Genomic DNA, 20594 nt, shown 5'->3' with positions numbered 1-20594 from the left:
TCAAATCCCCAGAGGATATCAGCAGAGGTTACTAAGCCCGACAGAGGGTAAATTTGGGGTGAAAATCTTTACCCTGGGCTGGCTGCGCTGCCGGTCCCTTGTGAACCCGAATGCGGCACGAATCAATCGAGCCGCGCCGGCGCATCCCCGCTTCCCTGCCTACACGGTTAAGACATGTTCCAGCGCCAATCACATCTTTTCGCTTGGCAGAATGGTTGCGATTCCAGACAATGACGACACATAAGAGCCGCTCCACCGGCCGAATCAATTCGATCCGAGACCCGGATCCCGCGGCGCGAAGGGACGAAGCCTGAGAAGATGACCCGGTTTGACGGCGACGTGTCGCCCGCCTTCGAGATCGTGGAGCCCGCGCAATGGCGCGCGCCTGTCATCTTCAACTCGCCCCATTCCGGCTCGACCTATCCGGACGAATTCCTCAGCGCCTCCAGGATCGACCTGACGACGCTGCGGCGGTCCGAAGATTCCTTCATGGACGAGTTGATCGGCCATTTGAGCGAGCGCGGCTTTCCGACCGTGCGGGTCAACTTTCCCCGCTCCTATGTCGACGTCAATCGCGAGCCCTATGAGCTCGATCCCCGCATGTTCACCGGACGGCTGCCGAGCTTTGCCAATACCCGCTCGATGCGGGTCGCCGGCGGGTTAGGCACCATCCCGCGCGTGGTCGGCGACGGCCAGGAGATCTATCGCGAACGCATCCTGGTCGACGATGCGCTGGCGCGGATCGAGACGCTCTACAAGCCCTATCATCGCGCGCTGCGCCGGCTGATCAACAAGGTGCACCAGATGTTCGGCACCGTGGTGCTGGTCGATTGCCACTCGATGCCCTCGGTCGGCGTCAGCAGGGACGAGCCGCGGCGGCCCGACATCGTGATCGGCGATCGCTACGGCACGAGCTGCACGCCGCTGCTTCCGGACAGGGTCGAGGAGACCATGGGCGGGCTCGGTTATTCGATCGGCCGCAACAAGCCCTATGCCGGTGGCTTCATCACCGAGCATTACGGCAACCCCGCGAGCGGGCTGCACGCGGTGCAGCTCGAGCTCAACCGCGCCATCTACATGGACGAGCGGCGGCGCGAGCGCAGTCCGCGCTTTGCGCAAGTGGCAAGCGACTTCGGCGTGCTCGCCGACGTGCTGGCGACGACGATCCCGTTCGGCGATCTCGGCCCGTTCCAGGCCGCGGCGGAATAATAGCGAGCCGTCGCCGCGCGATCGCGTCGCCGATCAAACATCAGATCAAGCTGCCAGCGTATCGTGCGCCGAATCTTCGCTTCGCGTTTTCGCGCGCTCGAAGTGAAGATCGAGGCTCAAAGAAAAAAGGGCCGCTTCTGATGAAGAAGCGGCCCAAGTCTAGGGAGGAAACGCCCAAGGAGGGCAGCGGTAACGCAGAGCGCTACCGCACCGCAACAATATGCGGCCGCGACGCACAAAGTGCAAGGGCTTTTGAGCCGTTTCCCATGCAATATGCACATGGCTCAATTGCTTATAGCGAAACCCAGATTCAGTTTCTTTGATAAGGAAATTCAATGGGTTGATAACCGTTTGCATACGAACAAGGCATACTCGGAACTAAGTTTTCAACTCTATGATCGATATTTGGCCAGCATATGACTGGGATGGGGCAGCCGGTTGCGGCATCCAAAATACCAGGGAGCAAACCAACTCAGCGCTGCACGCGAGAAGCGAATTGAGCTAGGCAAGAGCGAGCTTCACCCGACTTTCGTTTTGAGGATGCGCCGTGACGGTGATCGACTTCTCAGCCTTCATCGGACGGCTCGCCACCGCCTCCGGCGAAACCATCCTGCCGTTCTTCCGCACCTCGCTGTCGATCGACGACAAGAGCAAGACCAAGGATTTCGACCCCGTGACGGAGGCCGACCGCGCCGCGGAGGCGGTGATGCGCCGGCTGATCAAGGCGAGCTTCCCCCAGCACGGCATCGTCGGCGAGGAATTCGGCAATGAGCGCGAGGACGCCGATTATGTCTGGGTGCTCGACCCCATCGACGGCACGAAATCCTTCATCGGCGGCTTTCCGATCTGGGGCACGCTGATCGCGCTGCTGCACAAGGGCGCGCCGGTTTACGGCATGATGCACCAGCCCTTCATCGGCGAGCGCTTCTCCGGCGACAACGGCTCGGCCACCTATAAAGGCCCGTCCGGCGAGCGCCGGCTCCAGGTCCGCCGCTGCGCCTCGCTGTCGGAAGCAACGAGCTATACCACCAGCCCGCTGCTGATGAACGAACGCGACCGCGCCATTTTCAGCCGCATCGAACAGGGTGCGCGGCTGTCGCGCTATGGCGGCGACTGCTACTCCTATTGCATGCTGGCGGCCGGTCACGTCGATCTCGTGGTCGAGACCGAGTTGAAGCCTTACGACATCGCAGCCCTGATCCCGATCGTGACCGGCGCCGGCGGCGTCGTCACCACCTGGGAAGGCAAGCCGGCCCAGGGCGGCGGCCGCATCATCGCGGCCGGCGACGCTAGAGTTCACGAAGAAGCACTGAAACTGCTCAACGGATAAGCGCCCCAAGGAGCGTGCATGAAAAGAGCCTGCATGAACAACTGGCCTAAGCTCCTCCTCGCATTCCTGCTCCTGTTTCCCGCCCTCGCCTCCGCGCAGAATTTCCCCGCAAAACCGATCAAGCTGATCGTGCCGTTCCCGGCCGGCGGGCCCAACGACATCATTGCCCGCGTGATCGGCCAGCGTATGTCGGAGCTGTCAGGGCAGCCGGTGCTGATCGACAATCGCGGCGGCCAGGGCGGCGTGCTCGGCACCGACGCGGTCTCTAAGGCCGCGCCCGACGGCTACACCATCGCCATCTCCTCAGCCGGCGCGCTCGCGATCAGCCCGAGCATGGAGCGGGTCGCCTACGACACCGCGAGCGACCTCACGCCGGTGACGCTGGTTGCGACCGTGCCGGAAATGCTGGTGGTTGCCACCAACGTGCCCGCAAAGGACATCGGCGAGCTGATCGCGCTGGCCAAAGCGCAGCCCGGAAAGCTCAATTTCGCCTCCTCCGGCCCCGGCAGCCTGCCGCACCTCGCCGGCGAATTGTTCAAGCTGACGGCCAAGATCGACATCGTCCACGTGCCCTATCGCGGCGCGGCGCCCGCGGTGAACGATCTCCTGGGCCAGCAGGTGCAGATGACGTTCCTGGATCTTCCGGTGCTGCTGCCGCAGGTCAAGGCGGGCGCGTTGAAGCCGATCGCGGTCGGCTCGGCCGAGCGCTCCGCGACCGCGCCCGACGTGCCGACCACCGCGGAAGCGGGCTTTGCCGATCTTCGCATCGAGAACTGGTACGGCATGGTGGCGCCGAAGGGCACGCCGAAGGAGATCGTCACCGCGCTGCATGGCCTGGCGACGAAGGCCATGGCGGATCCGGCCGTAAAGGAAAAGCTCGCCGCCCAAGGCGCGACGCTGATCGGCGACGAGCCGGAGCATTTTCGCAGCTTCATCGCGGACGAGACCGCGAAGTGGGCGAAGGTGATCAAGGACGCCGGCGTCGAGACGGCGAAGTGATCAACGGCTTGAGTCGTGATGCCGCCACGAGGTAGGTGCGTTCCCTCCCCCCTTGCGGGGGAGGGAGCGCAGTTGTGCGCACAGCCGCAGCGTAGGCTCACATCAAAAAAGCCGCCCTCACACCGCCGCCGCCCGCAAATGCTCCACCAGCATCTTGGCCGGCCTTGGCAGCGCCTTGAAGCTGCGTGCGCAGATCACGAGCTTGCGGTTGGCGAAGGCATCGCGCAGGCGGACCATGGCCAGCGGCATCAGCTTGGCGCAGCGGCGGGCGGCGGATATCGGCACCAGGGCGATGCCGACGTCAGCGGCGACCATCTGACAGATCGCGTCGAAATCGCGCAGACGCGCACGGTAATGCGGACGCATGCCGAGCCGGGCGGCGTGCTTCGAAATGTGCATCTGGAGCGCAGTGGCGCTGGTGAGCCCGACAAAATCACAATCCCGCGCCTCCTGGAAATCGATCTGGCGGCGGCCGGCGAACGGACCGCGCCTGGACGTCACCAATGTCAGGTGGTCCTCGCTGAAGACGAAACGCTCGATATGGTCGGGCAGCGCGTGCTCGGCGGCAAAGCCGAGATCGGCGGCACCGGCGGTGATTGCTGCCGCGATATCGGTGCTCTCGCGCTCCTCGATGTCGATGGCGACGTCGCGATGCTCGCGCAGGAAGCCCGCCAGCGCCTTCGGCAGATGCTCCGACAGCCCCGAGGTGTTGACGAGAAAATGCACGCTCGCGCGCACGCCGCTGGCAAAGCCGGCGAGATCGCCGCGCATGGCGTCGACCTGGTGCATCACGACCCGTGCATGATCGAGCAGGCTCTCGCCCGCCGCAGTCAGCTCGACACCGCGCCGCCCGCGCTTGAGCAGCGCGACGCCGAGCGCGTCCTCGAGCCCTTTTATGCGCGCGCTGGCAGAGGCCAAGGCGAGATTCGATCGCTCGGCGCCGCGCGTGATGCTGCGCTGGTCGGCAACCGCGATGAAGAGCTGGAGGTCGACGAGGTCGAAGCGCATGGCTGGATTCTCCTCAGCCTCCGCCAGGAACGAAGGCTGTCTCCGTAACCTCCAGATTGTGCCCGCGCGCGGCTTCGGTCAATGTGCAAGATATGATTGACCCGCTCCTCATCCTCATCGCCGCCGTCTTCCTGATCGCCGGATTCGTCAAGGGCGTGGTCGGGCTCGGCCTGCCGACCGTGTCCATGGGCCTGCTCGCGGTGAACATGGCGCCGAGCCGCGCGATCGCCATCGTGATCGTGCCCGCCATCGTCACCAATATCTGGCAGACCTTCGCCGGCCCCTATCTGCGCGACATCCTGAGGCGACTGTGGCCGCTGATGATCGGCACCGTGATCGGATGCTGGCTCAATGCCGGCGCGCTGACCGGCCCGCATGCCCGTTACGGCACGATCGTGCTCGGAATCCTGCTCGTGATCTACGCGATCATCGGGCTCAGCAAATTCAAGTTCCACGTCGCGCCGCAGAACGAGAAATGGGTCGGCGGCGTGGTCGGCGTGATCACCGGCGTGATCTCGGCCTCGACAGGCGTGCAGGTGATCCCCTCGATGCCGTTCATGCAGGCGATCGGCATGGAGAAGGACGAGCTGGTGCAGGCGCTCGGCGTGTTCTTCACAACGGCGACGCTGGCGCTCGCCTTCAATCTCACCGCCGGCGGCTTGCTGACGCCGGCGAACGCCGTGCCGGGCGCCGTGGGCATGGCCATGGCCTTTGCCGGCATGTTCGTCGGCCAGTCGGTGCGGGCGCGGATGCCGGCGGAAGCGTTTCGCCGCTGGTTCCTGATCGCGATGATCCTGCTCGGCGTTTATCTCGCGGGCAGCGCGCTGCTGAAGGAGTTCGCCTGAGGCCTACGATTTGGGTTCGTAGCCAGGCACCCATTTTTCGTGCTGGGGCAGATCGTCCTGGATCGTCCACCACGGTGCGCGCGACGAGGTGAAGACGTGGAGGCGGGGCCTGACATCGGGATCGTCATCGAGCAGGCCGGCGGGAATGCTGACGGTCGGCAGATAACTCGCCTTGCCCGGCGTCAGGCAGCCGCAGGTCTTGCAGCGATGGCGGAAGCTCCCCGGTGCGGATTCGTAAGCCAACGTCATGTCCTCGCCGGCAACAAAGCGAAACTTGTCGGCATCGACATGGGCGTAGGTCGCGAAGGCCGCACCGGTCAGCTTGCGGCAATTGGCGCAATGACAATGCGTGAGCGCACGCACCTGATCGATCTCGAAACGCACGGCGCCGCATAGGCAGCTTCCACGAACCATCGAAACCTCCCCGCGCGGCCTCTATCGGGCCGACTGCATGCCGTACCAGTCATCCGTTCGAATGAGTTACCGCGTCTCCAGCATGGCGACGCGGATGCCGAGATAGATGAAGAGGCCGCCGAGGGCGCGGTTGACCCAGGCGATCGCGCCCTCAGACTTGCGCAGCCGGTGGGCCGCCCTTGCCGCGAACGCCGCCAGCACGAGGCACCACAACGTTCCCGTAAAGATGAAGATCAGGCCGAGCGTCAGGAAGGCGAGCGGCTTGTGCGGGGAATCGGCTGCGACGAATTGCGGCAGGAAGGCCAGGAAGAACAGCGCGACCTTGGGATTGAGCGCGTTGGTGAAGACGCCCTGGAGGAAGACCCGCCGCAGCGGGCTCTGCTCCGGCTCGTCGATGGCTGCGGCCAGCGCCGGGCGCGACCACAGCATCTGAAGTCCTGTCACGACGAGATAGGCCGCGCCGACCAGCTTCAGGATCGAGAAGGCGGTCGATGAGGCCATCAGCAGGGCCGAAAGGCCGATTGCCGCGCCCGCGACGTGGAAAAAGCAGCCAAAACTGATGCCGAGCGCGGCCGCGGCGCCGCCCCGCCAGCCCATCTGCATGCTGCGGCCGATCACGTAGACCGAGTCCGGGCCGGGCGTGATGTTGAGCAATATGCCCGACAGGATGAAGAGCCAGATCTCGTGAATGCCCAGCATGTGAGGTGCCCCCGTCAGCCTTGAAAGGCGGGCTTATTCGGTTCGGCCGCCGCCGTCCACCGCCAGGATTGCGGAGAATTTACCTCAAATTTGCAATGCGGATGATGCTTTCGCTCGGCCTTATCTGCTCTATAAAGGCAGGGTTCTTGGAAATGCGGGATTCGAGGCGACTGCCACGCGGGGGCCGGTCATCGATCCCTTGGAGCTCCGGATTATGGAAAGACGTCTGGCCGCCATCGTCTGCGCCGATGTCGCCGGCTATTCGCGCATGATGGGCAGCGACGAGGCCGGCACCCATGCCGCCTTCAAGGCCCATCGCAGCGCGATCCATCCCATCATCCTCAACCATGGCGGCCGCGTCGTCAAAAACACCGGCGACGGCTTCCTGCTGGAGTTCCCGAGCATCGTCGGCGCTGTCGAGGCCGCGATCGCGATGCAGACGTTGATGGCGGAGCGCAACCACCACCTGCCTGCCGAGCGCGCCATGCAGTTTCGCCTCGGCATCCACATGGGCGACGTCATCGCCGACGAGGACGAGGTATTCGGTGACGACGTCAACATTGCCGTCCGCCTCGAAGCGGTGGCGAGCCCCGGCGGCTTCGCCATCTCGGCCAAGGCCTACCGGGAGGCGAGCAAGCACCTGACCGCGCTGCTGGTCGATGCCGGCAACCATCGCTTCAAGAACATCAAGGACCCGATCGGGGTCTGGACCTGGATGCCCGAGGGTGCGCCAGCGCTCGCGCCCGAGCTCCGGGAGGCGTCGGTGCTGTCGCAGCAGTACCGCACAGCGATCGTCGGTGTGCTGCCCTTCGCCAATCTCAGCGACGCCCAGGACGAATATTTCTCCGACGGCCTCACCGAGGATCTGATCCACGCGCTGTCGCTGCAATCCTTCTATCGCGTGCTGAGCCGCAACTCGACCTTCGCGTTCAAGGGCAAGAACACCAGCACCCGCCTGATCGCGCGCGAGATCGATGCCACCTATCTGATCCAGGGCTCGGTGCGGCGCGCCGGAGCCAAGATCCGCGTCACCGCCGAGCTGGTCGCGCCGGAGACCGGCGAGCAGCTCTGGACCGGCCGCTACGACCGCGACATCGGCGAACTGTTCGCGATGCAGGACGAGATCACTACCAATCTGTCCGCCGCCATCGCCACCGAGATCGTCCGGGCGGAGGCCTCGGCGCCGGCGCGGCTCTCCACCGACGTGACCGCCTGGGACCGTTTCCTCAAGGGGCTGTCGCACTACTACCGGCAGACCAAGGAGGACCTGGCCACCGCCGTCGGCCTGTTCCGCGAAGCCATCAGCCTCGACCCCAAACTGTCGATCGCGCACGCCTATCTCGCCACGATCCAGATCCAGAGCATCCAGTTCGGGTGGGTCAAGGGCACGCGCGAGATGTGGGCCGAGGCGATGGCCCTCGCCGAGACCAGCGTCCGGCTCGACCCGCGCTCCTCCTTCGCCTTCTCGATCCTGTCCTGGGCGCATGCCATGGAGGCGCATTACGAGGCCGCGATGGACGCCGCCAAGCGCGCGGTCGCGCTCAACCCCTACGACAACGGCGCACGCGGCGTGCTCGGCATCTGCCATTTCGTCATCGGCGAGCACCGCGAGGCGATCGAGCTGTTTTCGATGGCCGCGCAGCGCGACAATAGCGACCCGCGCTACCAATGGGCCGCGCTGAACGCCTTCAGCCATTATCTGCTGGGGCAATACGACGCGACCCTGTCCTGGGCGCGCGAGCAGCTCTACATCAACCCGAACCACATGCAGGCGCTGGCGATCCGTGCCGCGGCGTTGGCACAGTTGGGCCGGGACGATGAGGCTGGCGAGGCCGTCGGCGTGCTGATGCGCAACTACCCGACGCTCAATGTCGATCGTCACTTGCGCAATTTCCACTGGAAGCGGCCCGAGGACCTTGCCCATTACCGCGAGGGGCTTCTGAACGCGGGCGTGCCGCTCAGCAAGCTGACCCTGGTGCAAAGCGACGTCAAACGCGCGGCCGAGTCCTGACAGGCGGGCCTTCTCGGTCCCGATCCAGTCCCTTCGCAAACCGCGGGCCGACTTTTATTGACGGGACAGTGAATTCAGCCACACTTCTTTACACGCTGAAGTAGTATAAGCTGCTGTCGGTTTGTTAGGACTTTCCGCGCTCTATCGGCGCGTCTTCATTTCACGATTCGCTGTTTTCAGGATTTTGGGCCATGAACGACCCCGCCTCGAAGCCTCCCTTCGATCCCTCGATCCAGGTCTCGCCAGACAATCCCTGCCCCTTCCTGCGCGGCCTCGTCGGCGAAGGTTTCGTCGACGGCGGGACCGTCCCGATCGGCAAGCTATCGCAGACGATCGCGAATGCGAGCGGCGACAAGGGGCTGATGAAGACGGTGGCCCGTGTCGAGACCCGCGGCATCGCACTGATCGCCAACGGCTTCGGTCACATCCTGAAGAGCATCTTTTCGGGCGCACAGCTCGATGCGCTGCGCGGCGGCCCCCTGGACAAGCGCGGCGCCGGTTCGCGCATCCTCGGCGTCGACGGCAAGGTCAACGAGGATCAGATCGCCCGCCTGGCCAGCTTCGGCAGGGACTATACCGATCCGAACGGCGGCGGCACCGAGCCCGGCATCAACGCGTCGGAAATACAGACCTACATGCGCGACAATCTCAAGCGCGCCGGGAGCGCTGCGCGCTGGTATTACCGGATCTTGATGCAATTCGAATGGCCCATCCTGCTGAAGATCATGGGCAAGGGCGAAGGCGAGAACCGCTATCTCGCCATCGCCGACGTGCGTACGCTGTTCAATGAGCGCAAATTCCCTGAGAGGATCACGCAGCGAGTCGTCAGCCAGCCGGTCACCCCGCCCTCGCTCATATTGCGCGTTGCCGGCGGGTTAGTCGCCGCGCTCCTCGTCTTTGGCGTCGTCGCGCTGCGCTTTCCCGATCAATTCCAGCCGATGCTGCCCGGCATCCTCGGTGACCTCGTGGCGCCGCCATTGCCGAAGCTTGTCGAACCGCGGGCCGCGTACTGGCTTGAGCAAAACTGGGCGCTGGAGGACCGGCACTGGTTTCATCACGCCAGTCAGGGCACCGCGACCTTCCCGGTGCCCTACAGCTGGTTCATGGCGCTCGAGCAGCCGCGGCTTCATTTCTTCGCAAAGCCCGGGATGCTGCATGACAGCGACCATCTGCAGCGCTTCGGCTTCATCCCGAGCCCGCAGACGATCAACACCGACGACGCCACGCTGCGCCGGTTCGGCTATGCCAACGTCTACGACAAGACTAAGCCCGTGCCGGCGCGGCTTTGGGATCCGCCGGTTAACTGGGGCGCCCAGGCTGAAAACGTCGACGGCCTGCCCGTCGGCTTTGCGCGCATGACCGGCGTACCGGATCCTGCGACCGGCCAGGTCGGCGAGGACCGGATCGGCCTGACCTGCGCCGCCTGCCACACCGGCCAGATTCACTACAAAGGCATCGACATCCGTTTCGACGGCGGCCCGGCGATGACCGATCTGAGGAAGCTCGAGGTCACGACGGGTCTGTCGATCGCCTACACGCTGCTCGTGCCGGGTCGCTTTACGCGCTTCGCCGACCGTGTGCTCGGCCCCTCCGCCAGCGATGCGGATCGCGATGCGCTGAAGCAGAAGCTGCGCACGATCAGCACGTTCCTGATCGACTGGGAGAAGACCTACGCGAAAACCATCGACGGCAAGACGAGGTTCAATGAGAAGACGAAGCGGGAAGAGAAGCAGCAGGACACCGAGGAAGGATACGGCCGTCTCGACGCGCTCAACCGCATCGGCAATCAGGTCTTCGCCCAGGACATGACGCTCAGCGGCCTCAGCGGCTTCGAAAAGAATCTGCATGCCAAGGACGCGCCGGTCAGCTTCCCGCCGATCTGGACCGTGCCCTGGCTCAAATTCGCGCAATATGACGCGTCCATCGAACAACCGCTGATCCGCAACGCCGGCGAAGCGCTGGGCGTGACGGCGCTGCTCAATCTGTCCGACAATAGCCCCAAGGACACGCTGTTCCGCTCGTCGATGGATATCAAGAACCTGAACTGGATCGAGGATCTGCTGAAGGGGTCGGCGCCCTATCCGAAAAAGCAGCTTTCCGGACTGACATCGCCGAAATGGCCGTCGGACATCTTCGGCGACAATGCCTGGAAGATCGATGGCGAGCGCGTCAAGAACGGCCGCAAGCTCTACGCGCAGATCTGCGTCGAATGCCATCTCGGGCCAGTCAACGATCCCGTGTTCGACACCGAGTTTCCGGACCAGAGCATCTGGTCCTCGTCGCGCTGGGAGACCATCGGCAAAGACAAATTCCTGAACGAGGTCCAGAAAAGCGTCAAAGGCATGGGGACCGATCCCGCTCAGGCGAGCGTGCTGGCGACGCGGACGGTTCAGGTCCCGGGCTTTCTCGAGCTCGATCCCACGCAGAAGCTCAATGCCTGGTGGAGCTGCAATCTGCCGGCTATCTCCTCGACCGACATGCCGTACTCGGTCGGGCTGATGGTGCTCGTCGACATCGTCAGCCGCAAAGCGATGGACGATGCGAAGATCGACCCGAAGGTTCAGCAGGCCTGGTGGGGCGAGCGCAAAAACTGCCCGAATCCAGGTCCGCAGCCGGCCGAGGCGAAGGAGCCGCCGCCCTGGTATCGCGCGCGCCCGCTCAACGGCGTCTGGGCCACCGCGCCTTACCTGCACAACGGATCGGTGCCCTCGCTCTACTGGATGCTGAGCCCCGCGGCCGAGCGCCCCAAATCGTTCTGCATGGGTGGTGGTCGCGACTACGATCCGAAGCAGGTCGGCTTCGCGGTCCTCGACGGCGAGAGCTGCAAGACCGGGCAGTCGCGCTTCTCGACGCGAGCGTCTGATGGCGCCGAGACCTTCGGCAACAGCAATGCCGGCCACTCGTTCGATGGCACGCCGGGCCCCGGCAAGGACGGCACCATCGGCCGCGTGCTCAAGGAGCAAGAGCGCTACGACCTGATCGAGTATCTGAAGACGCTGTGAGGTTGAGAAGGTTCATCGTCATGGCCGGGCTTGTCCCGGCCATCCACATTCTTTGATCGCGCAGCAAGGCGTGGATGCCCGGGACAAGCCCGGGCATGACGGAGATTGTGGAACGATCAGCCGTCCTCAGGAAGTTTCCGTCACCTCACTTGAACAGCGGCGTGCCCGGCACGAAGGCGTCGAAGGCGGCCCAGAACTGGGAGCGGTAGCGGTCCTGCTCCTGGAGGATCTCATGCTTGGCACCGGCGATCACGAGATGGGAGCCGGCGCGCAAATGATAGGCGAACTCCTCGATCGCCGCGGTCGAGACCACGGTGTCGCTGGAGGCCGCCAGCATCAGGATCGGCTGGCGGATCTGGGAAGGGTAGTTCTTGCCCTTGAAGGTGTTCATGGCGCGGAAGGCGGTATCGGCCCAGGCGACCGTCGGTGACGCGAGCCCGAGCGTCGGATCCTCCTCCAGGATCGCGGCATTGCGCGCATAGCGCACGGGATCGCTGGTCAGCGGATTGTTGATGAAGGGATTGAGCCCGGTGATGTGGTCGCTGCCGCCGGGGACATAGCGACCGCCCATCCCCATCAGGCGCATCGTCTTCAGCAGCGCCCGCGCCGGAAACGAGGTGGCGCGGCCAGGCAGGTCGATCATCGGCGCCGACAGCACCATGCGGTCGAACCAGCGCTTGCCGGAATGCGCCACCCGCAGCATCACCGTGCCGCCCATGGAATGGGCGAGCGCGAAGAAGGGCGGCGGGCAATCCGGCAGCACCACCTGCTGCACGAAGGTCTCGACGTCGATCTCGAAATCGGAGAAGTCGCGCACATAGCCCTTGCGCGGATCGCGCAGGCGGCGCGAGGAGTGGCCCTGCCCGCGCCAGTCGATCATCGCCACCGCGAAGCCGCGGTCGCGCAGGTCGCGCACGGTCTCGAAATATTTCTCGATCTGCTCGCTGCGTCCCGTGAAGACGCAGACCGTGCCCTTGCGGTTCGCCGGCGGCGCCCAGCGCGCAAAGCGCAGCTCGGCGCCATCGGGTGTCTTGATGGTGCCGCTGACGACGTCTTCGGGAACGGGATTGGACGGAATCGAGATCAGCGTCATTGGGCGAAAAATGCTGCAAATCAAGGGGCTGGAGCGCCGAAAAGGCGCAACTTGCCGCCCTCTTGAACGCCGTTCCCCTGAACCCATATCACCATGGTGCAGGCCGCTACCAGTGTTTCGGAACCGGAACATTAGGCTGCACACAGACTAAAGCCCGGCCCGATTGGCGGGCGGGTTACCAACAGTCGCTCAATGGAGGACTAGACTATGCGTACCTACGACCTGACTCCGTTTTACCGTTCCACCGTCGGCTTCGACCGCCTCTTCAGCCTGCTCGATCAGGCCGGTTCGGATGGCAGCCCCGGTTATCCCCCCTACAACATCGAGCGTACCGGCGAGAACACCTACCGCATCACGGTTGCGGTGTCTGGCTTCGCCAAGGACGAGCTCTCCCTCGTCGCGAAGGAAAACACGCTGACGATCAAGGGCGAGAAAGTCGCCAACGAGAACTCGAAGTCCGAAGTGCTCTACCGCGGCATCGCCGCGCGTGCCTTCGAGCGCGCCTTCCAGCTTGCCGACTTCGTGCAGGTGAAGGACGCCTCGCTCGAGAACGGGCTGCTTCACGTCGACCTCGTGCGCGAGATTCCCGAAGCCAAGAAGCCGCGCCAGATCGCCATCAATAGCAGCGCGCCGAAGGCGCAGGTGATCGAGAGCTCGGTCGCCGCCTAAGCACGTCGACAGCCGCCAAGTTGCGAAAACGCCCCGGTGCCCCGGGGCGTTTTTTCGTTTTGCATTGCATCACAGAACGGTGAGGACACGTAACGCCGCGACCACGCGCTCCGTCCTTTGGGCATCGCAGCAAAAACAATACGGAGCACGATCATGTCACTTTGGCGCAGCCTTTTCGTCGCCGCGAGCCTGCTGGCGGCCCCCATCGGCTTGGCTCACGCGCAGACGCCGCAGACGGTGAAAGCCAAGAATATCGTGCTGGTGCACGGCGCCTGGGCCGACGGCTCGAGCTGGTCGGAGGTGATCCCGATCCTCCAGGCCGCAGGCCTGCACGTCACCGCCGTGCAAAATCCGCTGTCGTCGCTTGCGGACTCCGTCGAGGCGACCAAGCGCGCGCTGGCCGAACAGGATGGTCCGACCGTGCTGGTCGCGCATTCCTGGGGCGGCACTGTCATCAGCCAGGTCGGCAACGACCCGAAGGTCACCGGCCTCGTCTACGTCGCCGCACGCGCGCCCGATGCGAACGAAGACTTCGTCGCGCTGTCGAAGCAGTTTCCGGCAGGCCCGGCCCGCGCCGGCATCGTCGAACGCGACGGCTACACAAAGCTCTCCGAAGACGCCTTCCTGAAGTATTTTGCCAATGGCGTGAAGCCGGAGCAGGCCAGGGAGCTCTACGCCGTGCAATGGCCGACGGCCGCCTCGATCTTCGCCGGCCGCACCACGGAAGCTGCATGGCACACCAAGCCGAGCTGGTACGCGGTGTCGAAGAACGACGGCACCATCAATCCCGATTTCGAACGCTTCCTCGCCAAGCGCATGAACGCAACCACGATCGAGCTCGATGCCGGCCACCTCTCGCTGGTGTCGCATCCGAAGGACGTGGCGAATCTGATCCTGGAAGCCGCGGGATATCCGCGCAGCTGAGCGCGCGATTGCCGCAATGAAAAAGCGCCCGAGCGTTTTGGGCGCTTTTTGCTTTGCTCAGGCCTCTCCCCGATGTCGTCCCTGCGAACGCAGGGACCCATAACCCCAGGGAGAAGTTTGGCGAAGACTCGTCGTTCGGGACTCGCACCTCATCCCCGTCGATAGATCACGCGGTATGGGTCCCTGCGTTCGCAGGGACGACACCGAATCTGTAACCCGCACCGTCGCGTCAAATTAGCAACGCGCTAGTCCAGCCCCTGCGCCGCCGGCATCTCCTGCGTCGGCATGATCGTCGGAGCCGGCTTGGCCTGACCGACGGTTGGCGCGGCGGTTTGAGGTGCGGCTTCAGTGGGCTTTGCCTGCACGGCAGCGGTCTGTTGGGCGGGCTGCGCCTGCGGCGCTTCTGCCTGCTGCGCAGCTGGCGCGGCCGGCTTGGCGGCGGCGACAGGCGCCTCGCCGCGGCGCGGGGCGGCCTTCGGCAGCGGAACGGTGCGGCTGGCGACATGCGGGATCGAGGCCGGCGGACGCGGCGGGCCGCTGCGGACCATGGTCGGCGGCGGCAGCGCGCTTTGCGGACGGTAAGGTGCAACCGTCGGCACCTCATCGCTGGGCGCCATGCCGAAGGCGTCGGCGGCCGGCATGAAGCGCAAAATTCGCCCGTCGCGGGCATCGATCACCAGCCGGCCGTCGTCGCCGCGGCGGTCGATCACCGCGATGGTGTAGACGCCGCCGCGCAGGCGCGGGATGCCAAGCGGCGAGAAGCCGTTGTCGCGCAGCACCGCGTAAACCTCGATCGACGGCAGCAGCGCCGGCGCCGGGCCGCGCTCCTCGTAGCCATAGCCGTACCCGTAACGCGGCGGCGGTGGCGCGGCTTCCGGCGGCCCATAGGGTCCGTCGAAATCCGAGACCACGATATAGGCGCCCCGCGCAGCGCCGTTGGCCGGAACTTGTGCCTCGGCGGCCGTTGCCACCAGCGCCAGCGTGGCAGCGGCCACACATCCTGTGAAAAACTTCATGGTCGACACGCTCCTGTCAGGCCCCCGAATGCCTCGCGCTCTTTCGCTTCTTGCGGCGTGGCGCGCCTTTCGAAGGGCTGATCCGAAGCTTCATTCGGGATTTCGGCGTCGGCAGGGCCGGATCAGGGCGCGTTTGCTTCAAAACCGGGGCCGTGTGCCATGCGGAAAGCGCTGATTGACACTCTGGGAATCGGGACTTCCGCGCGCTTGTGTGATAGACAAAAATTTGGCAAGGTGATGGTTAGGACAGGAAGACTGTCTCAATTTTGCTTGCAGTTCCGGCATACGGATTGCAACGAAAGTCGGTGCTTTCGAGCGCCAGGAAGGCAACAGGCAAAGCCGTTCTCGGGGACGAAGAACGCCTTGGCCTGAATTTAAGAAAATGCGGCTCGCAGCGGACGAGCGGTGACCCAGAGGCGGGTGCCGCGGAACGCCCAAGGTGCGCCGAAGATAGCGGTGAGGCAGCTTGCCGCATGGAGAGGATTGGAACAATGAACGGGTCGCAATTCGAGCGCGCAAACATCGTGGCAGAAGAACTGTCGGCGACGGTCGCCTCGAAAACGACTGATCCGATTCAGGAACACAATTCGCGCCCGCCGGCTGTAGGTCTGTACGATCCGAGCCTGGAGAAGGATTCCTGCGGCGTCGGCTTCATCGCCAACATCAAGGGCAAGAAGTCCCACGAGATCGTCGCGGACGCGCTCAGCATCCTCTGCAACCTCGAGCATCGCGGCGCCGTCGGCGCCGACCCGCGCGCCGGTGACGGCGCCGGCATCCTGGTGCAGATCCCGCACGCCTTCTTCAGCCGCAAGGCCGGGGAGCTCGGCTTCGCATTGCCGGCTCCGGGCGAATACGCCATCGGCGCGCTGTTCATGCCGCGCGACACCGCCTGGCGTAACGTCATCAAGAGCATCATCGCCGACCAGATCAAGGAAGAGGGCCTGACCCTGCTCGGCTGGCGCGACGTGCCGACCGACAATTCCTCGCTCGGCGTCACCGTGAAGCCGACCGAGCCCGCCTGCATGCAGGTGTTCATCGGCCGCAACGGCACCGCCAAGACCGAGGACGATTTCGAGCGCCGGCTCTACATCCTGCGCAAGTCGATCTCGCAGGCGATCTACCAGCGCCGCGACCGCGGCCTTGCGGGCTATTACCCCTGCTCGATGTCGTGCCGCACCGTGATCTACAAGGGCATGTTCCTCGCCGACCAGCTCGGCAAGTACTATCCCGATCTGCACGAGGCGGACTTCGAGAGCGCGCTGGCGCTGGTGCATCAGCGCTTCTCGACCAACACCTTCCCGGCCTGGTCGCTGGCGCATCCCTACCGCATGATCGCGCATAACGGCGAGATCAACACGCTGCGCGGCAACACCAACTGGATGGCGGCGCGCCAGGCTTCCGTGAGCTCCGAGCTCTACGGCAAGGACATCAACCGGCTCTGGCCGATCTCCTACGAAGGACAGTCGGACACCGCCTGCTTCGACAACGCGCTCGAATTCCTGGTGCAGGGCGGCTACTCGCTGCCGCACGCCGTCATGATGATGATTCCGGAGGCGTGGGCCGGCAATCCCCTGATGGATGAGAAGCGCCGCGCCTTCTACGAATATCATGCCGCGCTGATGGAGCCGTGGGACGGCCCCGCCGCGATCGCCTTCACCGACGGCCGCCAGATCGGCGCCACGCTCGACCGCAACGGATTGCGGCCGGCGCGCTATCTCGTGACCAAGGACGACCGCATCGTGATGGCGTCCGAGATGGGCGTGCTGACGATCCCCGAGGACCAGATCATCACCAAGTGGCGTCTGCAGCCCGGCAAGATGCTGCTGGTCGACCTCGAGCAGGGCCGCCTGATCCCGGACGACGAGATCAAGGCCGAGCTCGCCCGGAGCCATCCCTACAAGGAGTGGCTGGAGCGGACCCAGATCGTGCTGGAAGAGCTGCCGAAGGTGCCGACCACCGGCGTACGCTCCAACCTGTCGCTGCTCGATCGCCAGCAGGCGTTCGGCTACAGCCAGGAAGACATCTCCATCCTGATGACGCCGATGGCCTCCACCGGCGAGGAAGCCGCGGGCTCGATGGGCAACGATACGCCGATCTCGGCGCTGTCGGACAAGGCCAAGCCGCTGTTCACCTACTTCAAGCAGAACTTCGCGCAGGTCACCAACCCGCCGATCGATCCGATCCGCGAGGAGCTGGTGATGAGCCTCGTCTCGATCATCGGACCGCGGCCGAACCTGTTCGACCTGCAGGGCCTTGCCACCACCAAGCGTCTCGAAGCGCGCCAGCCGATCCTGACCGATGCGGATCTCGAAAAGATCCGCTCGATCTCCGATGTGGCCGAGTCGCACTTCAAGTCGCGCACGCTCGACACCACCTTCCACGCCGGTCTCGGTGCTGCCGGCATGGACCAGGTGCTCGACGAGCTTTGCGCGCGTGCGGAAGCCGCCGTCCGCGAGGGCGTCAACATCATCATCCTGTCCGACCGCATGGTCGGCAGCGACCGGGTGCCGATCCCGGCACTGCTGGCCTGCGCCGCCGTGCATCATCATCTGATCCGCGTCGGACTGCGTACCTCGGTCGGCCTCGTCGTCGAATCCGGCGAGCCGCGCGAAGTGCATCACTTCGCCTGCCTGGCCGGCTACGGCGCCGAAGCGATCAATCCCTATCTGGCGTTCGAAACCATCATCGCGATGAAGGACCGCCTGCCCGGCTCGCTCGACGATTACGAGATCGTCAAGCGCTACATCAAGTCGATCGGCAAGGGCCTGCTCAAGGTGATGTCCAAGATGGGCATCTCGACCTACCAATCCTATTGCGGCGCGCAGATCTTCGACGCCGTCGGCCTCAAGGCGGACTTCGTCGGCAAGTTCTTCGCCGGCACCCACACCCGTGTCGAGGGCGTCGGCCTTGCCGAGATCGCGGAAGAAGCGGTGCGCCGTCATGCCGACGCGTTCGGCGAGGCGCAGGTCTACAAGACCGCGCTCGACGTCGGCGGCGAATATGCCTATCGCAGCCGCGGCGAGGACCATGCATGGACTGCGGAGTCGGTCGGGCTGCTCCAGCACGCCGCCCGCGGCAATTCGCTGGAACGCTACCGCGCCTTCGCCAAGATCCTGAACGAGCAGTCGGAGCGGCTGTTGACGCTGCGCGGCCTGTTCCGGATCAAGAACGCGGACGAGGAGAAGCGCAAGCCGATCCCGATCGACCAGGTCGAGCCGGCCAAGGACATCGTCAAGCGCTTCGCCACCGGTGCGATGAGCTTCGGCTCGATCTCGCGCGAGGCGCACACCACGCTCGCGATCGCCATGAACCGGATCGGCGGCAAGTCGAACACCGGCGAAGGCGGCGAGGAAGCCGACCGCTTCAAGCCGATGCCGAACGGCGATTCCATGCGTTCGGCGATCAAGCAGGTCGCCTCGGGCCGCTTCGGCGTCACCACGGAGTATCTCGTCAACTCCGACATGATGCAGATCAAGATGGCGCAGGGTGCCAAGCCCGGCGAAGGCGGCCAGCTGCCCGGCCACAAGGTCGACGCGACCATCGCCAAGGTTCGTCACTCGACGCCGGGCGTCGGCCTGATCTCGCCGCCGCCGCATCACGACATCTACTCGATCGAGGATCTGGCGCAGCTCATCTACGACCTCAAGAACGTCAACCCGACGGGCGACGTCTCGGTCAAACTGGTCTCCGAGATCGGCGTCGGCACCGTCGCCGCCGGCGTTGCCAAGGCACGCGCCGACCATGTCACCATCGCGGGCTTCGAGGGCGGCACCGGCGCTTCGCCGCTGACCTCGATCAAGCATGCCGGCTCGCCCTGGGAGATCGGCCTCGCCGAAACCCACCAGACCCTGGTGCGCGAGCGGCTGCGCAGCCGCATCGTGGTCCAGGTCGACGGCGGCTTCCGCACCGGCCGTGACGTCGTGATCGGCGCGCTGCTGGGTGCCGACGAGTTCGGCTTCGCCACCGCGCCGCTGATCGCGGCCGGCTGCATCATGATGCGCAAGTGCCACCTCAACACCTGCCCGGTCGGCGTCGCGACCCAGGACCCCGTCCTGCGCAAGCGCTTCACCGGCCAGCCCGAGCACGTGATCAACTACTTCTTCTTCGTCGCCGAGGAAGTCCGCGAGATCATGGCATCGCTCGGCTTCCGCACCTTCAACGAGATGATCGGCCAGGTTCAGCTGCTCGACCAGACCAGGCTGGTCGCGCACTGGAAGGCCAAGGGCCTCGATTTCTCGAAGCTCTTCGTCAAGCAGAAGGAAGAGAAGGGCCAGAAGATCTATCACTCCGAGCGCCAGAACCATCATCTGGAAGCGGTGCTCGACCGCACGCTGATCGAGAAGGCGACGCCTGCGCTCGACCGCGGCGCGCCGGTGAAGATCGAGGCCAGGATCAACAGCACCAACCGCTCCGCGGGTGCGATGCTGTCGGGCGCGGTCGCCAAGATCTACGGTCATGCCGGCCTGCCGCACGACACCATCCATGTCGGCCTCAAGGGCACCGCCGGCCAGGCGTTCGGCGCGTGGCTGGCGCAAGGCGTCACCTTCGAGCTCGAAGGCGAAGCCAACGACTATGTCGGCAAGGGCCTCTCGGGCGGCAAGATCATCGTCAAGCCCCCCGCCAACAGCGGCATCGTGCCGGAAGAGAGCATCATCGTCGGCAACACGGTGATGTATGGCGCCATCCAGGGCGAGTGCTACTTCCGCGGCGTCGCCGGCGAGCGTTTCGCCGTGCGCAACTCGGGTGCGGTGGCGGTCGTCGAAGGCGCCGGCGATCATTGCTGTGAATACATGACCGGCGGCATCGTGGTCGTGCTCGGCAAGACCGGGCGCAACTTCGCGGCCGGCATGTCCGGCGGCATCGCCTATGTGCTCGACGAGACCGGCGACTTCGACAAGCTTTGCAACATGTCGATGGTCGAGCTCGAGCCGGTGCTGTCGGAAGAGCTGATCAACGCCGGCACCTATAACCACTCGGGTGACCTCGAGGCGCACGGCCGGGTCGACGTGTTCAAGAACCTGCTCGACTCCGACGTCGAGCGCCTGCACGTCCTGATCTCGCGCCATGCCAAAGCGACCGGCTCCAAGCGCGCCGCCGACATCCTTGCCAACTGGAAGGACTGGCTGCCCAAATTCCGCAAGGTGATGCCGGTCGAATACCGGCGCGCGCTGCGCGAAATGGCCGCCAACGCGGACGCCGAGCCGAAAATCGCGATCGGCGCGTAGAGCGATAAGCCCTCATGGTGAGGAGCGCGATAGCTGCGTCTCGAACCATGAGGTCACCAGTGGGGCCTTTCATCCTTCGCGACGCGGCGCCAGTGCGCCGCTCCTCGGGATGAGGGTCTGGCTAGAGAGAAGACGAATTTAAGCGGCAGG

At 64.8% G+C, this 20594-nt stretch carries 14 protein-coding genes; 9 read left to right on the top strand and 5 right to left on the bottom strand.

Features of this window, described 5'->3' with window-relative positions; genetic code table 11:
- Window positions 1-318 precede the first annotated feature (318 nt).
- From AB7535_RS42785 to AB7535_RS42775, 3 genes are all read left to right on the top strand, one after another.
- Window positions 319-1209, top strand: a complete 891-nt coding sequence (locus tag AB7535_RS42785; RefSeq protein WP_014491809.1) for an N-formylglutamate amidohydrolase — start codon at window positions 319-321, stop codon at window positions 1207-1209.
- Window positions 1210-1756: 547 nt separating this feature from the next.
- Window positions 1757-2539, top strand: coding sequence for a histidinol-phosphatase (hisN, locus tag AB7535_RS42780; RefSeq protein WP_014491808.1), 783 nt, complete (start codon window positions 1757-1759; stop codon window positions 2537-2539).
- A 33-nt stretch (window positions 2540-2572) separates the two neighbouring features.
- Entirely contained in the window at window positions 2573-3538 is a 966-nt protein-coding gene (locus tag AB7535_RS42775) for a Bug family tripartite tricarboxylate transporter substrate binding protein (RefSeq protein WP_085398761.1), read from the top strand.
- Window positions 3539-3655: 117 nt separating this feature from the next.
- On the opposite strand, the gene AB7535_RS42770 is transcribed toward AB7535_RS42775, so the two are convergent.
- Window positions 3656-4546: a LysR substrate-binding domain-containing protein gene (locus AB7535_RS42770; RefSeq protein WP_063986722.1), complete on the bottom strand. Its 891-nt coding sequence runs from the start codon at window positions 4544-4546 to the stop codon at window positions 3656-3658.
- Between the two features lie 92 nt (window positions 4547-4638).
- Here AB7535_RS42770 and AB7535_RS42765 point away from each other — a divergent pair, with 92 nt between their 5' ends.
- Window positions 4639-5391: a sulfite exporter TauE/SafE family protein gene (locus AB7535_RS42765; protein WP_028148087.1), complete on the top strand. Its 753-nt coding sequence runs from the start codon at window positions 4639-4641 to the stop codon at window positions 5389-5391.
- A 3-nt stretch (window positions 5392-5394) separates the two neighbouring features.
- On the opposite strand, the gene AB7535_RS42760 is transcribed toward AB7535_RS42765, so the two are convergent.
- The gene (locus AB7535_RS42760) at window positions 5395-5805 is read right to left on the bottom strand and encodes a GFA family protein (RefSeq protein WP_354113978.1); all 411 of its coding nucleotides are present in this window, start codon (window positions 5803-5805) and stop codon (window positions 5395-5397) included.
- Window positions 5806-5871: 66 nt separating this feature from the next.
- On the bottom strand, window positions 5872-6504 hold the full coding sequence (locus AB7535_RS42755) for a LysE family translocator (protein ID WP_354113979.1): 633 nt from the start codon (window positions 6502-6504) through the stop codon (window positions 5872-5874).
- A 214-nt stretch (window positions 6505-6718) separates the two neighbouring features.
- Between AB7535_RS42755 and AB7535_RS42750 the strand changes: the two genes are divergently transcribed.
- Together AB7535_RS42750 and AB7535_RS42745 are read left to right on the top strand one after the other, a co-directional pair.
- The gene (locus AB7535_RS42750) at window positions 6719-8515 is read left to right on the top strand and encodes an adenylate/guanylate cyclase domain-containing protein (protein ID WP_354113980.1); all 1797 of its coding nucleotides are present in this window, start codon (window positions 6719-6721) and stop codon (window positions 8513-8515) included.
- A gap of 191 nt (window positions 8516-8706) precedes the next feature.
- Complete coding sequence (locus AB7535_RS42745) at window positions 8707-11517, top strand: di-heme-cytochrome C peroxidase (protein WP_354113981.1); 2811 nt, start codon at window positions 8707-8709, stop codon at window positions 11515-11517.
- 145 nt (window positions 11518-11662) lie between these two features.
- Here AB7535_RS42745 and AB7535_RS42740 read toward each other — a convergent pair whose 3' ends face one another.
- The gene (locus tag AB7535_RS42740; RefSeq protein ID WP_354113982.1) at window positions 11663-12610 is read right to left on the bottom strand and encodes an alpha/beta hydrolase; all 948 of its coding nucleotides are present in this window, start codon (window positions 12608-12610) and stop codon (window positions 11663-11665) included.
- 207 nt (window positions 12611-12817) lie between these two features.
- Here AB7535_RS42740 and AB7535_RS42735 point away from each other — a divergent pair, with 207 nt between their 5' ends.
- Together AB7535_RS42735 and AB7535_RS42730 are read left to right on the top strand one after the other, a co-directional pair.
- Window positions 12818-13279, top strand: a complete 462-nt coding sequence (locus AB7535_RS42735; RefSeq protein WP_354113983.1) for an Hsp20 family protein — start codon at window positions 12818-12820, stop codon at window positions 13277-13279.
- 153 nt (window positions 13280-13432) lie between these two features.
- Complete coding sequence (locus AB7535_RS42730; RefSeq protein ID WP_354113984.1) at window positions 13433-14203, top strand: alpha/beta fold hydrolase; 771 nt, start codon at window positions 13433-13435, stop codon at window positions 14201-14203.
- Window positions 14204-14448: 245 nt separating this feature from the next.
- Here the strand turns inward: AB7535_RS42730 and AB7535_RS42725 are convergent, their stop codons facing one another.
- Window positions 14449-15219, bottom strand: coding sequence for a hypothetical protein (locus tag AB7535_RS42725; protein WP_354113985.1), 771 nt, complete (start codon window positions 15217-15219; stop codon window positions 14449-14451).
- A gap of 491 nt (window positions 15220-15710) precedes the next feature.
- Between AB7535_RS42725 and gltB the strand changes: the two genes are divergently transcribed.
- On the top strand, window positions 15711-20444 hold the full coding sequence (gene gltB, locus AB7535_RS42720) for a glutamate synthase large subunit (protein WP_247315752.1): 4734 nt from the start codon (window positions 15711-15713) through the stop codon (window positions 20442-20444).
- Window positions 20445-20594: the final 150 nt, after the last annotated feature.

This window comes from Bradyrhizobium sp. 956_D2_N1_4, from assembly GCF_052076025.1.
Taxonomy (GTDB): Bacteria; Pseudomonadota; Alphaproteobacteria; order Rhizobiales; family Xanthobacteraceae; genus Bradyrhizobium; species Bradyrhizobium barranii.
The sequence above is the reverse complement of the archived record's forward strand: the minus strand, read 5'-3'. Positions and strand labels throughout refer to the sequence as shown.

What these genes read in the sequence shown, in the direction of transcription:
- AB7535_RS42730 (WP_354113984.1), top strand. Translation starts at nt 13,433, where the DNA reads ATGTCACTTTGGCGCAGCCTTTTCGTCGCCGCGAGCCTGCTGGCGGCC.
- AB7535_RS42775 (WP_085398761.1), top strand. Translation starts at nt 2,573, where the DNA reads ATGAACAACTGGCCTAAGCTCCTCCTCGCATTCCTGCTCCTGTTTCCC.
- AB7535_RS42785 (WP_014491809.1), top strand. Translation starts at nt 319, where the DNA reads ATGACCCGGTTTGACGGCGACGTGTCGCCCGCCTTCGAGATCGTGGAG.
- AB7535_RS42770 (WP_063986722.1), bottom strand. Translation starts at nt 4,546, where the DNA reads ATGCGCTTCGACCTCGTCGACCTCCAGCTCTTCATCGCGGTTGCCGAC.
- AB7535_RS42760 (WP_354113978.1), bottom strand. Translation starts at nt 5,805, where the DNA reads ATGGTTCGTGGAAGCTGCCTATGCGGCGCCGTGCGTTTCGAGATCGAT.
- AB7535_RS42755 (WP_354113979.1), bottom strand. Translation starts at nt 6,504, where the DNA reads ATGCTGGGCATTCACGAGATCTGGCTCTTCATCCTGTCGGGCATATTG.
- AB7535_RS42725 (WP_354113985.1), bottom strand. Translation starts at nt 15,219, where the DNA reads ATGAAGTTTTTCACAGGATGTGTGGCCGCTGCCACGCTGGCGCTGGTG.
- gltB (WP_247315752.1), top strand. Translation starts at nt 15,711, where the DNA reads ATGAACGGGTCGCAATTCGAGCGCGCAAACATCGTGGCAGAAGAACTG.
- AB7535_RS42735 (WP_354113983.1), top strand. Translation starts at nt 12,818, where the DNA reads ATGCGTACCTACGACCTGACTCCGTTTTACCGTTCCACCGTCGGCTTC.
- AB7535_RS42750 (WP_354113980.1), top strand. Translation starts at nt 6,719, where the DNA reads ATGGAAAGACGTCTGGCCGCCATCGTCTGCGCCGATGTCGCCGGCTAT.
- AB7535_RS42765 (WP_028148087.1), top strand. Translation starts at nt 4,639, where the DNA reads ATGATTGACCCGCTCCTCATCCTCATCGCCGCCGTCTTCCTGATCGCC.
- AB7535_RS42740 (WP_354113982.1), bottom strand. Translation starts at nt 12,610, where the DNA reads ATGACGCTGATCTCGATTCCGTCCAATCCCGTTCCCGAAGACGTCGTC.
- AB7535_RS42745 (WP_354113981.1), top strand. Translation starts at nt 8,707, where the DNA reads ATGAACGACCCCGCCTCGAAGCCTCCCTTCGATCCCTCGATCCAGGTC.